General features: G+C 72.0%; 11 protein-coding genes and 1 pseudogene. 7 read left to right on the top strand and 5 right to left on the bottom strand.

The features are described from left to right. The first annotated feature begins 16 nt into the window (after positions 1-16). Positions 17-1,804, top strand: coding sequence for a lysine--tRNA ligase (gene lysS / locus ASD90_RS03785; RefSeq protein ID WP_056751834.1), 1,788 nt, complete (start codon positions 17-19; stop codon positions 1,802-1,804). 103 nt (positions 1,805-1,907) lie between these two features. Here lysS and ASD90_RS03790 read toward each other — a convergent pair whose 3' ends face one another. Together ASD90_RS03790 and ASD90_RS03795 are read right to left on the bottom strand one after the other, a co-directional pair. Next, positions 1,908-3,482: a M4 family metallopeptidase gene (locus tag ASD90_RS03790; RefSeq protein WP_056751836.1), complete on the bottom strand. Its 1,575-nt coding sequence runs from the start codon at positions 3,480-3,482 to the stop codon at positions 1,908-1,910. 639 nt (positions 3,483-4,121) lie between these two features. Next, positions 4,122-6,443 (bottom strand): ATP-binding domain-containing protein, encoded by a 2,322-nt coding sequence (locus ASD90_RS03795; RefSeq protein ID WP_235506372.1) that lies wholly within the window; start codon positions 6,441-6,443, stop codon positions 4,122-4,124. 59 nt (positions 6,444-6,502) lie between these two features. Between ASD90_RS03795 and ASD90_RS03800 the strand changes: the two genes are divergently transcribed. After that, positions 6,503-7,126, top strand: a complete 624-nt coding sequence (locus ASD90_RS03800; protein WP_056751842.1) for a GNAT family N-acetyltransferase — start codon at positions 6,503-6,505, stop codon at positions 7,124-7,126. A 158-nt stretch (positions 7,127-7,284) separates the two neighbouring features. Here the strand turns inward: ASD90_RS03800 and ASD90_RS24670 are convergent. Further along, positions 7,285-7,434 (bottom strand): annotated as a pseudogene (locus tag ASD90_RS24670) (DUF664 domain-containing protein); the annotation flags it as partial. Positions 7,435-7,482: 48 nt separating this feature from the next. On the opposite strand from ASD90_RS24670, the gene purD reads away from it, so the two are divergent. The 4 genes from purD to ASD90_RS03825 all read left to right on the top strand — a co-directional run bounded on the left by purD (position 7,483) and on the right by ASD90_RS03825 (position 10,894). Continuing rightward, positions 7,483-8,760: a phosphoribosylamine--glycine ligase gene (purD, locus tag ASD90_RS03810; protein WP_056754381.1), complete on the top strand. Its 1,278-nt coding sequence runs from the start codon at positions 7,483-7,485 to the stop codon at positions 8,758-8,760. 36 nt (positions 8,761-8,796) lie between these two features. Then, entirely contained in the window at positions 8,797-9,432 is a 636-nt protein-coding gene (locus ASD90_RS03815; RefSeq protein WP_235506373.1) for an RNA polymerase sigma factor, read from the top strand. Between the two features lie 56 nt (positions 9,433-9,488). Next, the gene (locus ASD90_RS03820) at positions 9,489-10,394 is read left to right on the top strand and encodes a phosphoribosylaminoimidazolesuccinocarboxamide synthase (protein ID WP_056754383.1); all 906 of its coding nucleotides are present in this window, start codon (positions 9,489-9,491) and stop codon (positions 10,392-10,394) included. An 86-nt stretch (positions 10,395-10,480) separates the two neighbouring features. Continuing rightward, positions 10,481-10,894, top strand: a complete 414-nt coding sequence (locus tag ASD90_RS03825) for a GNAT family N-acetyltransferase (protein WP_200958527.1) — start codon at positions 10,481-10,483, stop codon at positions 10,892-10,894. Here the strand turns inward: ASD90_RS03825 and ASD90_RS03830 are convergent. Together ASD90_RS03830 and ASD90_RS03835 are read right to left on the bottom strand one after the other, a co-directional pair. Next, on the bottom strand, positions 10,884-11,168 hold the full coding sequence (locus ASD90_RS03830) for a hypothetical protein (RefSeq protein ID WP_056751850.1): 285 nt from the start codon (positions 11,166-11,168) through the stop codon (positions 10,884-10,886). The two genes, ASD90_RS03825 and ASD90_RS03830, sit on opposite strands and share 11 nt — an antisense overlap. A 108-nt stretch (positions 11,169-11,276) precedes the next feature. Beyond that, positions 11,277-12,527: a hypothetical protein gene (locus ASD90_RS03835; RefSeq protein ID WP_056751852.1), complete on the bottom strand. Its 1,251-nt coding sequence runs from the start codon at positions 12,525-12,527 to the stop codon at positions 11,277-11,279. A 118-nt stretch (positions 12,528-12,645) separates the two neighbouring features. Here ASD90_RS03835 and ASD90_RS03840 point away from each other — a divergent pair, with 118 nt between their 5' ends. After that, positions 12,646-13,215, top strand: coding sequence for a GNAT family N-acetyltransferase (locus ASD90_RS03840; protein ID WP_056751854.1), 570 nt, complete (start codon positions 12,646-12,648; stop codon positions 13,213-13,215).

The following is a 13,215-nucleotide window of genomic DNA, read 5'->3' on the forward strand; positions in this document are numbered from 1 at the left end:
GAACTGAAGGAAACCCATGACTGAAGAGGTCACCCCGCTCGACTGGGTCACGCGTCTGGCCGACGAGGTCGTCGCGGAGGCGCAGGAGCGCAACCCCGGCGAGACGATCGTCTGCGCGTCCGGCATCAGCCCGTCGGGCCCGATCCACCTCGGCAACTTCCGCGAGCTCATCACGCCGCACCTCGTCGCCGACGAGATCAAGCGACGCGGCATCGACTGTGAGCACATCCTCAGCTGGGACGACTTCGACCGCTTCCGCCGCGTGCCGAAGAACCTTGCGGGAGTGGACGACTCGTGGGAGCAGTACATCGGCGTGCCGCTCACCTCGGTGCCGCCGCCCGCCGGCTCGCCGCACGCCAGCTGGGCCGACCACTTCAAGACACCGCTCCTCGAGGCCATGGAGGCCACGGGCATCGAGGTGCGCCAGATCAGCCAGACCGAGCAGTACCGCGCCGGTGTCTATCGCGACCAGGTGCTCCTCGCGATGCGTGAGCGCTTCGCCATCGACAAGGTGCTCGACCAGTACCGCACGCTCGAGGCCGTCGAGGCGGCGCGCCAGAAGTCGAGCGGCAAGGGCAAGGCCGGCCAGCAGGGTGGCGGCGGCAAGGCGGCGAAGCTCACCGAGGAGCAGGCGGCGGCCGCCACCGAGGCCGAGCGCGGTTCGGGAGCGGCCTCCGAGGACGACGGCAGCGAGGGCAAGGCGGGCTACTACCCGTTCAAGCCCTTCTGCAGCTCGTGCGGCACCGACTTCACGACCGTCACGGCCTACGACGACGGCAGCCACGAACTGACCTACGACTGCACCAAGTGCGGCCACACCGAGACCGTCGACCTCGACACCTTCACCAACGGCAAGCTCGTCTGGAAGGTCGACTGGCCGATGCGCTGGGGGCACGAGCACGTGCTGTTCGAGCCGTCGGGAGTCGACCACCAGAGCCCCGGCAGCAGCTTCGTCGTCGGCAAGGACCTCGCGCCGATCTTCGGCTGGGAGCGTCCCGTCGGCCCGATGTACGCCTTCGTCGGCATCGCCGGCATGGCCAAGATGAGCTCGAGCAAGGGTGGCGTGCCGATCCCGACCGACGCGCTCGAGGTCATGGAGGCCCCGTTGCTGCGCTGGCTCTACGCCCGCCGCCGGCCCAACCAGAGCTTCGACGTCGCCTTCGGGCCTGAGCTCCAGCGGCTCTATGACGAGTGGGATGCCTTGGGCCGCAAGGTCGCCGACGGATCGGCCCAGGCCGGCGACCTTGCTGCCCACCTGCGTGCCACGTCGACGGCGGCGGGCCCGCTGCCCACGACGCCGCGTCCCATGCCGTTCCGTACCATCGCGTCGGTCATCGACGTGACGCAGGGCGACGAGGAGCAGGCGGTCCGCATCCTCAGCGAGCTCGAGCCCGACAACCCGGTCGCCTCGACCGACGACCTGCGGCCCCGGCTCGACTGTGCCGAGCGCTGGATGCTCGGCTACGTCCCTGCCGAGGACCGGACGATCGTGCGCACCGAGCCCGACGCCGAGCTGCTCGGCAGCCTCGACGACCAGCAGCAGGAGTCTCTGCGGCTGCTCGCCGACGGTCTCGACGAGCACTGGTCGCTCGACGGCCTGACGCACCTCGTCTACGGCGTGCCGAAGATCCAGCGCGGCATCGACCCCGAGGCCAAGGTCAAGGACCCCGAGCTGTCGAAGGCCCAGCGCGCCTTCTTCGTCCTCGTCTACCGGCTGCTCGTGTCGAAGGACACCGGTCCCCGGCTGCCGACGCTGCTCCTCGCCGTCGGCGCCGACCGCGTCCGCACCCTCGTCGGCCACTGAGCTCCCGCATCTGAACCGTCGAAAGGCCACAAACCGGGGTGCGGGGCACCTGTAGGTCCGAGATCGGACCCCCGGTTCGTGGCCTTTCGACGTTTGGGGTGGGTCAGTTGACGCCGACGGCGGACCAGGCGGTCGCGGTGGCGGTGGACTGGGCGCTGCCGGCGCCGTAGAGGTCGGTCGCGGCCGACAGCATCCCGGCGCGGGCCTGTGCGTACGTCGTCGACGAGGTCCAGTACGTCGTCAGGGCGCGGTACCAGATGGCCGCGGCCGCGTCGCGACCGATGCCGGTCACCGCGCCGCCGTTGCACGTCGGGCTGTTGTAGCCGACGCCGTTGATCGTCTTCGCGCCGCTGCCCTCGGACAGCAGGTAGAAGAGGTGGTTTCCGACGCCCGAGGAGTAGTGGACGTCGAGGGTGCCGACGCTCTTGCTCCAGCAGTTCGCCGACGCGCCGTCCTTGCTCGGCTGGTCCATGTAGCGCAGCGGCTTGGCGGAGCCCAGCGCGAAGCGCTCACCGATGAGGTAGTCGCCCGGGTCGCCCGTCGTGGCGGCCGTGAACTCGACCATGGTGCCCATGACGTCGGACGTGGACTCGTTGAGGCCGCCGGACTCGCGGCGGTAGGCGAGTCCCGCGGTCGCGGACGTGACGCCGTGGGTCATCTCGTGGCCGGCGACGTCGAGCGAGACGAGCGGGCCGTAGCTGACGCCGTCACCGTCGCCGTAGCGCATGCAGAAGCACGTGTCGCTCCACGAGGCGTTGACCCACCCGGTGCCCACGTGCACGAGGCTGCGAGCACCCTTGCCGTCGTTCTTGATGCCGTTGCGGCCGAAGGTGTTCTTGTAGAAGTCCCACGTCGCGCCGACACCGAAGTCGGCGTCGACGGCGGCCGTCTGGCGGTTCGAGTTGGAGCCGGTGCCCCACGCGTTGTCGGCGTCGGTGAAGAGGGTGCCGGTCGTGGAGGACGTCGAGCCGTTGTTGCCGTCCTCGGTGCGGGCGCCACCGCGCGTGGCGTCGATCATCTGGTAGCTGCCGCCGGAGAGCGTGGTCTGCACCGTCACCGAGCCGAGGTAGAGGCTGCTGCCCGTGCCGGCGTCGTTGATCTCGGTCGCCCAGTGGTCGACGACCGCACCGGAGCGCGCGTCCACGAAGACGACCGTGCCGGCCGGCTCGCCGTGCGAGCCGACGCCGTCGACCTGCGTCTTCCACACGAGGCGGGCGGGGCCGCTCATCGCGTAGACGGCGAGGGTCGGCTTCGAGCTGCTGACGGTGAAGTCGACCGTTCGGGCCGCCGTGGCAGCGGCTTTCGCGGCGGCGACGGTCGGGGTCGTGGATGCGACGCGGACGGCGCTCGACGCGGCGTTGACGCCCTTCCAGGCGCCGGACTTGTCGGTGTGGACGACGAGGTCGCCGCCGACGACGGGCAGGCCCTTGAACGTGCGGTCGAACCGGACGTGCGTCGTGCCGTCCTTGTCGGTGGCGACACTGCGGGTCGTGAGGCCCTGGTCCTGGTCGAGGCCGAAGGCCGCGCCGTGGGCCTTCGCGGCCGCGACGGCCCGGTCGAGGCCGGATCCGGAGGCGGACTGGGTGGCTGCCTGCGCGCCGCTCGTGGCGACGGTTGCAAGGGCGGCGGCGGCGATCGCTGCGGTGGCGACCGTCGTCGTGATGAAGCTCTTCTTCAAGGCGTTCTCCTGGCTACCGAGGTGCCCCCGAGGGCGGTCGGACGACCGTTCCGCCACATTTGTCGCTGTCTGGTCACGGCGCCAGACACCGGAGTCATTGTTTGCCGGCGCTTGAACAAGAAATAATCCGCGGCGAGGGGAGTTCCCAGACTTCTCTCAGGAAAGTCCTCGGGCGTGAGAGGAGCGGCCGCCCCGAGCCGATGGCTGGGTAGGCCGGACGTGGCTGGACGTGGCTGGACGTGGCGGAGTGTGCGCGCGCGTGGCCCGGACATGGAAGCGGGCGAGGGGCGAGATGCAGGGGGGTTGCATCTCGTCCCTCGCCCGGTGCGTCGTCCACATTGGGGGGCGGGACTTCGCCGGACGTCAAGGGTCTCAGGGGGGAGGAGACGGCGGGGAGGGTAGGTTCGCACGCCTTGACGTTGAGGCAATCATCCCCCCGGGTCGGGGCGCAGTCGACGGTTCGAGGATTCCTTGAACAAGTCTTTACCTAGAAGGAAACGGGCGAGACGGACCATCCTGCGCGTGGCTGTGCGCATGGGGCGACATCGCGCGCCACCCCGTCCCGGAAACGTCGAACTCTGCGCCGAACATGACCGACATCAGGACATGTCATGACGCCGGCTCGGCCCGTGTTGGGGGTCAGGACAGGATCGTCATCCGGTGCGCTGCACGGGTGAGCGCCACGTAGAGCACCCGGATGCCGCCGGGCGACTCCCGGGTGATCTCGTCGGGGTCGACGACGACGGTCGCGTCGTACTCGAGGCCCTTCGTCGACATCGGGTCGATGACCTGGACGCGACCCTCGCCGAGCTCCGCGACCGGGGCGAGCACCTCGGCGTGCGTCGCCGGGGTGATGACGGCGATGGCACCCTCGACCTGCCCGAGGAGCGACTCGACGGCGGCGCGCACCGAGACTGCGGGATCGGCACCGAGGGCGCCCTCCACCGGGTCGATGCCCGTCTCGCGCACGGCCTGCGGGATGTCCGCGTCGGGCACCTCGCGGCGGACGACCTCGGCGGCGTAGTCGAAGATCTCGCGTGCGTTGCGGTAGTTGGTGTCCATGTGGAACTGCTGGCGCGCCTGCGTCCCGAACGCCTCCTCGCGCGCGGCAGCGGCCTCGCCGGCGTCCGGCCACGAGGCCTGGGCGGCGTCGCCGACGACCGTCCACGACGCGTACCGACCCCGGCGGCCGATCATCCGCCACTGCATGGGCGAGAGGTCCTGGGCCTCGTCGACGAGGACGTGGGCGTACTCGTCGGGCTTGCCGATGCGACCGGCGAGGAGCTTGTCGCGCGGGTCGGTGAGCACGAGGGGAGCGCCGCTGTCGCGTGCCGCGCTGACGACCGGCTGCACCTCGGTGACGCCGTACTGGCTGAGGTCCTCGAGCTCCTCGATCTCGTAGAAGCCGCGCTCCTCCTTGGGGGCCTCCTGCACGGGGCCGACGCGGGCGGAGATGTCGTCGACGAGCGCGACGTCGGCCACCGACCACGTGCCGGTCTCGAGCGCGAGGCGGAACGAGGCCGCCAGCGGCTCGATCTCGTCGTCGCGCAGCGTGCCGCGCGCGTGGCGGTGCACGAGCTCGGGGTCGCCGAGCCAGAGCAGCACCTCACGGGGGTCGACCTGCGGCCACCACACCTGCATGAACGCCTCGACGTCGAGGTGGTCCTCCCACTTGTCGAGGAACTCCTCCTTGGCCTCGCGGTCGCCGGTGATGCCGAGGGAGGCCCAGGCGGCCTCGCCGAGAGCGGCCTGGGCCGCGGCGGTGCCCGTGTTGCGCTGGTGCTGGCGCAGGACCTGGGAGCGCACGCGGTCGAGCTCGCGCATCTCGAGGCGGACCGGGCGGCCGGCGACCATGGCGCGGAACTCGGTCGGCGTGCCCGGTACGCGGCCACGGGCCGCGGCGCCGAGCAGCGTGCGGATGCGCGTCGAGCCCTTGGTGCGGGCCACGGCCGGGGGGTCGAACCGCTCGGTGTGCACGACGTCGAGGACGTCACCGAGGGCGCGCAGGATGACGCTGTCCTCGCCGAGCGAGGGGAGCACGCGCTCGATGTAGGCGGTGTAGGCCCCCGACGGGCCGACGACGAGGATGCCGCCGGACTCGAAGCGGCGCCGGTCGGAGTAGAGCAGGTAGGCCGCGCGGTGGAGGGCGACGACGGTCTTGCCCGTGCCGGGGCCACCCGTGATCTCCGTGATGCCGCGTGCGCTGGCGCGGATGGCCTCGTCCTGGTGGGCCTGGATCGTCGCCACGATGTCCCGCATGCGCTCGCCGCGGCTGCGGGTCAGGGCCGCCATGAGCGCGCCGTCCCCGACGACGACGAGGTCGTCAGGGGCCTCGGGGACCATGAGGTCGTCCTCGATGCCGATGACGACCGTGCCGCGGCTGCGCAGGACACGACGGCGCAGGACGCCCATCGGCTGCGTCGGGGTCGCACGGTAGAAGGCGGACGCGGCCGGCGCGCGCCAGTCGATGACGAGCGGCTCGTAGTCGTCGTCACGGACGCCGAGGCGCCCGATGTAGCGGATCTCGCGGTCGCCACCGGAGCTGCCGTCCGACGGGCGGTGGTGGCCGTTGCTGTTGGCGTCGACCGCCGCCGCCCGGAGCATCGCGTGGTCGATGTCGAGGCGCCCGAACACGAGCCCTTCGTACTGCGTGTCGAGGGCCGTGCGCCGCTTGGCGGCGTGGAACATCAGGGCGTCCCGCTCGAAGAGGGCAGCGCCCTCGGCGTCGCCGACCTCGACCTGGCGTCCGAAGTGGCTGCGTGCCAGGCCCTCGGCCTGGACGCTGTCGGCGCGCACGCCGGCCTTCTCCAGCTCCTCGTGGACGCGGTCGACGTGGGCCTGCTCGACCGCGATCTCGCGGGCGAGCTCGTCGGGGATGCTCTTGGTCGACACCGGCGAGGCGCCCCGAGATCCGGGCGCGCTGGTCCGCTGGGACGATGCGTTCGAAGTGCTCACTGACATCCAAGGACTCTGAGGGACGCGCCGGGTGGCGCGGGAACCATCAAGTCTACTGTCAGTTCATGCCCACCGAGGTCTGTGTCCCGCCAACCGGCGCGCCGCTCGTCGGCCGCTTCGTCCGCCTCGACGTGACGACCCCCGACGACGCCGCCGGGCTGTTCGCCGTCTACTCCGACCCGCGTTGCTACGAGCAGGGCTTCGCGATGATGCGACCGCACACCTCGGTGGCCGAGACCGAGGCCCTCGTCGCGGCTGCGGTGGCGGCCCGCGGGGCCGGCCGGACGGCATACACGATCAGGCTCGTCGCCGACGGCGACCTCGGTGAGGCGGGCACCGTCGTCGGGTCGAGCTCGCTCGGCGACGTCGACACCGACCGCGAGCACGTGCACCTCGGGTGGACGATGTACGGCTCCCGCTGGTGGGGCACCCAGGTCAACCCGGAGTCGAAGTTCCTCCTCCTCGCGCACGCGTTCGAGACGTGCGGGTTCGGACGGGTCAAGATCCAGACCGACGTCGTCAACGCGCGCTCGCGGGCGGCCATCCTCAAGCTCGGTGCGACGTTCGAGGGGATCACGCGCCGCGACGTCCGTCGGCCCGACGGCTCGTGGCGCGACTCGGCGGTCCACTCGATCCTCGTCGACGAGTGGCCGACCGTGCGGGCAGGTCTGCTGGCCCGCCTCGGCTGATCGCTCGCGTCCTCACCGGTACGCGTCGGCCGCGGCCTGCACCCGGCCGAGGTAGGCGACCCACCGGTCCCCGTCGACCTCGGGGAGGTTGTCGCGGTCGCGGAACCGTCCGGCCGAGCCGTCGATCTGCTCGCGGAGGATGTCGGCATGACCCGCGTGCCGAGCAGGTTCGTGCCCGTCGGCGTGAGGGGGCGGCGGACGTCGAACTCGGACAGCCCGTCGAGCTTCCACAGCACCGCCTCGCGATGGGTCTGCAGGGTCTGTACCAACCCCGCGTCGTGGTTAGGTGCCGGGTGTGTGTTGGGCATCGAGACAGCGTGGCAGGGCAGGTGGGGTGAGCCAATAGGGTGGGCACCGTGAAGGTTCTCGTCCTCGGTTCCGGCGCTCGTGAACACGCTCTCGTCAAGGCCGTCGCGGCCGATCCAGAGGTCGACGCGGTCATCGCCGCGCCGGGCAACCCGGGCATCGACGCGACCGCCCTCTGCGTCCCCGTCGACATCCTCGACGGCGATGCGGTGGCCGCCGTGGCCCGCGAGCACGCGGTCGACCTCGTCGTCGTCGGACCCGAGGCGCCGCTCGTCGCAGGCGTCGCCGACGTATGCCGTGCGGCCGGGTTCGCCGTCTTCGGGCCCTCCGCGGAGGCCGCCCGTCTCGAGGGCAGCAAGTCCTTCGCGAAGGAGGTCATGGCCGCCGCCGACGTGCCGACCGCGCTGGCCCACGTCTGCACGACGATGGGCGAGGTCGAGGCCGCCCTCGACGCGCTCGGCGCCCCGCACGTCGTCAAGGACGACGGCCTCGCCGCCGGCAAGGGGGTCGTCGTCACCGACTCGCGCGAGGCAGCCGTCGAGCACGCCCGCGCCTGCCTCGCCAAGCCCGACGGCCGCCTCGTCGTCGAGGAGTTCCTCGACGGGCCCGAGGTGTCGGTCTTCTGCATCAGCGACGGCGAGACCGTCGTCGCGCTCGCCCCCGCCCAGGACTTCAAGCGGGTCGGTGACGACGACGCCGGCCCCAACACCGGTGGCATGGGCGCCTACTCGCCCCTCGACTGGGCGCCCGACGGGCTCGCCGACGACATCGTGCGACGCGTGGCCCAGCCGACCGTCGACGAGATGCGCCGCCGCGGCACGCCGTTCGTCGGTGTTCTCTACGTCGGCCTCGCCCTGACGTCACGGGGGCCGAGGGTGATCGAGTTCAACGCGCGCTTCGGTGACCCCGACGGGCAGGCCTCGCTCGCACGCCTCGAGACGCCCTTCGCGCAGCTGCTCCTCGCCGCCGCCACGGGCGGGCTCGCCGAGTTCGGCCGGCTGCGCTGGTCGGCGGACCACGCGGTGGTCGTGGTCGTGGCCTCCTCGGGCTATCCCACGTCGCCCCGCACCGGTGACCCCATCACGGGACTCGACGCCGCGGCCGAGGTGCCCGGCACGGTGGTCCTCCACGCCGGCACGGCCCTCGACACCTCGGGTGCCCTCGTCTCGGCGGGCGGGCGCGTGCTCGACGTCGTCGCCGTGGGCTCGTCCCTCGCCAAGGCGCGGCAGTCGGCCTACGACGCCGTCGCCGTCATCGAGCTCGACGGCTCACACCACCGCACCGACATCGCGCTCAAGGCGGAGCAGGGCCAGATCGCGGTCGGCTGAGGCAAACCGACCCGGCCGATCCGGACTCTTCTTGGCATGAGCACCATGATCGCGAGCCGAGGAGGGGCGATGGCCGAGGCCGACCCGGCGGTCGACGACCGCCGGCTGTGGTCCCGGTTGGCCGAGGCGGACGACGCGGCGCTGACGGACCTGTACCGGCGCCACTGCGATGCCGTCTACAACTTCGCGTTCCGTCGCACGGCGTCCTGGGCGGCTGCGGAGGACGTCGTTCAGGCGACCTTCACCGCCGTCTGGCGACGGGCGCGAGCCGGCACGGTGGACCCACTGCGGGCCGAGACCGCCCGCGCCGTGCTGCTCGTCATGGCGGGGCAGGAGTGCGCCAACGTCGCACGCTCGGCCCGGCGGCAGCGGCTCCTGCACGGTCGTATCGAGGCGGACTCCGGAGGCGCCGTGTCGCCCGACCACGCCGCCTCCACCGCGGTGCGCGTCGACGACGAGCGGCAGATGAGCGAGGTGCGCCGCGCCCTGAAGCTGATCCCGGCGGTGCAGCGCGAGGCGGTCGAGCTCGTCGTCTGGTCGCACTGCTCCATGGCGCAGGCGGCCGACGCGCTCGGCGTCTCGGAGGGGACCGTCAAGTCCCGGCTCCACCGGGCTCGTCAGAGCCTCGTCCACGTGATCGAGATCGATGCCCTCAAGGAGGCCCTGTCGTGAACCTGCCCCTTCCGCCCGAGCGCGCCCTGCCCGATCGTCTGGCCAGGTGGCAGGCTGTGCGCGTGACCGATCTACCGCTCGAGCTGCCCGGCTACCTCCACGTCTACTCCGGCAAGGTGCGCGACCTCTACGCGCCGCTGGCCGACGACGGTCAGGTGGTGGAGGACCAGCTGCTCCTCGTCGCCTCGAACCGGCTCTCGGCGTACGACTGGATGATGTCGCCCGAGATCCCCGACAAGGGCGCGGTGCTGACCCGGCTGTCGCTGTGGTGGTTCGACCAGCTCGCGGACCTCGTGCCCAACCACGTCGTGTCCACGGACGTGCCCGACGCCGTGGCGGGGCGTGGTGTGCTCGTGCGCAGGCTCGACATGCTCAAGGTCGAGGCCATCGCTCGCGCGTACCTGACCGGTGGCGGGCTGGAGGAGTACCGCGAGAAGGGCTCCGTGTCCGGCGTGGTGCTGCCCGATGGACTCGTCGACGGGTCCAGGCTGCCGGAGCCGGTCTTCACGCCGACGACCAAGGCACCGGTCGGCGAGCACGACCTGCCGATGTCACCCGACGAGGTCGAGGCCGAGCTCGGCGCGGAGGTCGCAGCAGAGGTGTCTCGGCTGACCCGCGCCATCCTGGCCCGGGGCAACGAGATCGCGTCCGAGCGCGGCATCCTCATCGCCGACACGAAGGTCGAGTTCGGCCTCTCGCCCGACGGCACCGGTGGGCTCGTGCTCGCCGACGAGGTGCTGACCCCGGACTCGTCGCGCTTCTGGCCGGCCGAGCTGTGGGAGCCCGGACACTCGCAGCCGTCCTACGACAAGCAGTTCGTGCGTGACTGGCTGACCTCGTCCGAGTCGGGTTGGGACCGCAAGGCCGGTGGCCCGCCGCCGGAGCTGCCCCAGCACGTCGTCGAGCAGACCCGGGCGAAGTACGTCGAGGCCTACGAGCGCCTCACGGGGCAGACCTTCTGAACGGCGACCGCACGGACACGTCGGCGGGGCGGCTCCGGGCCGCCACGGCGTCCGATCTCCCGCGACTGCTCTCCCTCTGGGCGCTCGTGTACGACGGGGGTAACAGCGTTGGCGGTCACGGTGCCGCCTGGCGACGGCACGCGCACGACTGGTTCGTACGCGTCGTCGATGACGGTGCGGTCGCTCGCTTCCCGGTGGTCGAGGTGGACGGCGTCGTCATCGCGGCGGCGATCGGCACGCTCGAGCTCGGCGTACCCAACCCGCACTGCCCGCGCGGCCGCGCCGTGCGACTCGCCAACGTCATCACCGTGCCGGAGCATCGCGGGCGCGGGTTCGGGACCCTTCTCGTCGGCGACGTGGTCGAGTGGGCGCGCTCGATCGACGCGGATCGCGTGGACCTGTCCGCCACTCCCGAGGGGCGTCGCGTCTACGAACGTGCCGGCTTCACCCTGACGAGCGCGCCGAGGCTGAAGCTCGTGCTCTCGCGCGTCAGCCGATGAGCTCGACCTCGACGTCGGTGCGCCGGTAGAGCTCGAGCTGGATGACCTCGGCGGACACGGCGGACACGGCGGACACGGCCGGCGCTCGTCGACCGGCTCGCGGTGGTGAGCCGGGTGGACGCGTCGGGAGCAGCGGGGGAGCGCTCGACGCATACCGGTGCCCGGTCGGCGTCGTGGTCCGCACCGTGTGGGGGCGAGCGCTGGTGAGGCCGAGGCCGTCGTGGAGCACCTCGGAGGTCCAGCCAGGCTCCTCCTTGACGAGGTTGCATCGCACGCACAGGCCTGGCCGTTGGCCGCGCTCGTCGGACCGCCTTCGGCGTGAGGTTGGACGTGGTCGGCGTGCGCGACCGCTGCGTCGCACCAGGGCGTGCGGCAGGTGCCGTCACGCGCGACGACGAAGCGGCGCAGTGCTGCCGGGAAGAGCCGCCTGGTGCTGTCCATCGCCACGCGAGCCGGTGGTCGGATGTGTGAAGAGCCGCCGCACCCACACGTTCGCCCTCACGTCGCCAGGACGGTCTTCAGACGGGCCGGGGGCGAGGAGCTCGCGAGCCCAGCGGGCCGGGACGGGGCCGTAGCCGGGCACGTGGGCCGGCATGTCGCCTCCCGCGAGCAGACCCCGGTCGGTGATGACGACCTGGACCTCGACCGGGACGTCATCGGCCACGGCCTGCCCGGTCACGAGCTCGACGAGCGCGTCGGCCATCAGCTGGCCCTTGCCGCGGTCGTCTCCGGCTGCCTTGCCGGACAGGGCGGCCCGAGTGAGCGCGGTGTGGACCGCGACGGCTTGCGCGACGGGGAGCAGCGCCGACACGACGGCCATCGCGTCGGGCACCGGACGGATCGTGACCCGGCGCTCTCTCTCGGCGACCCGGCACCGCTCGACCGCGGCCGCGGCGTCGAGGCGGTCGGCGCACGCGCGGACGCGGCGCTCGAGCTCGCGGTCTCCCCAGGAACCGACGCCGCCCGGTGCGGTGGGATCGGTGAGGTCGAGGTGCGCCCCGACCACCTCGCTGTCGACCTGCGTCCTGAGCTCGGGGTCGAGGTGGCTCGTGCAGCGCACGACGATCTCGGCGCGACGCTCGTTGAGGACGCCGGCGGCCAGCGCATCCAGGGTGTGGTGCAGGTGCTGCACGAGGGCGAGCGACGCGTTCGCGAGTCGAGCACCCCGGGACGGTGACTCCCGTCGCGCGAGGCCGACCTGCGCCGACACCCCGGTGCGCGACAGCGTCATCCGACGGTCGGACCGCGCCGGGCGACGGTGCCTGCCGGGTGTCTCGGCCGCCACCGGCTCGAGCTCGAGGTCGCGCGCCCCGTCGCAGGCCGCCACCCAGCCGTCGAAGTCGCCGGCGTCGGAGCACGCCTGAGCCTCCGCCCGGAGGCGCGTCGCGGCCCGCGCCTGGGACTCGACGAAGTGTGCCGTCAGCCTGGCCTGGGCCGCGGCGCACGCAGCCTTGGCGCGTTCGAGCCGGTCGATGGCCGAGATGAGGTCGGCGTCGTCGAGGTCGTTGCCGTCGATGCCGGCGATGCCCGACACCTCGCGCAGCAGGGTGGACGCGGCGACGGCGGACGCGTGAACGGACTCGCCGAGGAGGTCGGCTCTCCCCACGTCTGCCGTGGTCGCGTGTTCGAACATGTGTTCCATCCTAGATGGTCGTCGCGCCTCCGACAATGCTTGTCCACATCGAATTCACATGTCTGCCAAGGGTTCTCCCGCACCGGCCCATGTCGGTGGCGCCTGCGAGGATGGCCCCATGTCGTCGCTTCCCGTGGCCGTCAGGGCCGGTGCCGTCAGTGGTCAGCCCCAGCCCGTCATCGATGCAGGCGGAGGGCTTCACCTGCGGCCGTTCGTCGAGGCCGATGCCGACGTCCTCGTCCGGGCGTACGCCGACCCCGCCATCGAGCGGTGGCACCGTCGCACCCTGACGGGTGATGAGGCCCTCGAGTGGGTCCGCGGGCGGGCGTGGCACCGCTGGCAGGCCGAGACCGGCGCCGAGTGGGCTGTGGTCGACGGCGGTGTCGTCGTCGGGCGCGTGGGCCTGCCCGTCCTGCACCTCGGTGAGGGTGTCGCCGAGGTGGGCTACTGGGTGCTGCCCGAGGGGCGTGGCCGCGGCGTGGCCGGTCGCGCCCTCACCGCCATGACCGACTGGCTCTTCGTGCTGGGGCTCCACCGCATCGAGCTCATGCACTCGGTGCTCAACGAGCCCTCGTGCCGGGTCGCGGCCAAGAACGGCTTCGGGCTCGAGGGCACCCGCCGGTCGGCGCTGCTCCATCCCGACGGTTGGCACGACATGCACCTGCACGCCCGGCTGGCGCCCGACTGA

It is taken from the genome of Terrabacter sp. Root181 (assembly GCF_001428505.1).
Classification (GTDB): Bacteria; Actinomycetota; Actinomycetes; order Actinomycetales; family Dermatophilaceae; genus Terrabacter.

Excerpts from the sequence above, each read along its gene's own strand:
- lysS (WP_056751834.1), top strand. The coding sequence starts at position 17 with ATGACTGAAGAGGTCACCCCGCTCGACTGGGTCACGCGTCTGGCCGAC.
- ASD90_RS03795 (WP_235506372.1), bottom strand. The coding sequence starts at position 6,443 with ATGTCAGTGAGCACTTCGAACGCATCGTCCCAGCGGACCAGCGCGCCC.
- ASD90_RS03800 (WP_056751842.1), top strand. The coding sequence starts at position 6,503 with ATGCCCACCGAGGTCTGTGTCCCGCCAACCGGCGCGCCGCTCGTCGGC.
- ASD90_RS03815 (WP_235506373.1), top strand. The coding sequence starts at position 8,797 with ATGAGCACCATGATCGCGAGCCGAGGAGGGGCGATGGCCGAGGCCGAC.
- ASD90_RS03835 (WP_056751852.1), bottom strand. The coding sequence starts at position 12,527 with ATGTTCGAACACGCGACCACGGCAGACGTGGGGAGAGCCGACCTCCTC.
- ASD90_RS03840 (WP_056751854.1), top strand. The coding sequence starts at position 12,646 with ATGTCGTCGCTTCCCGTGGCCGTCAGGGCCGGTGCCGTCAGTGGTCAG.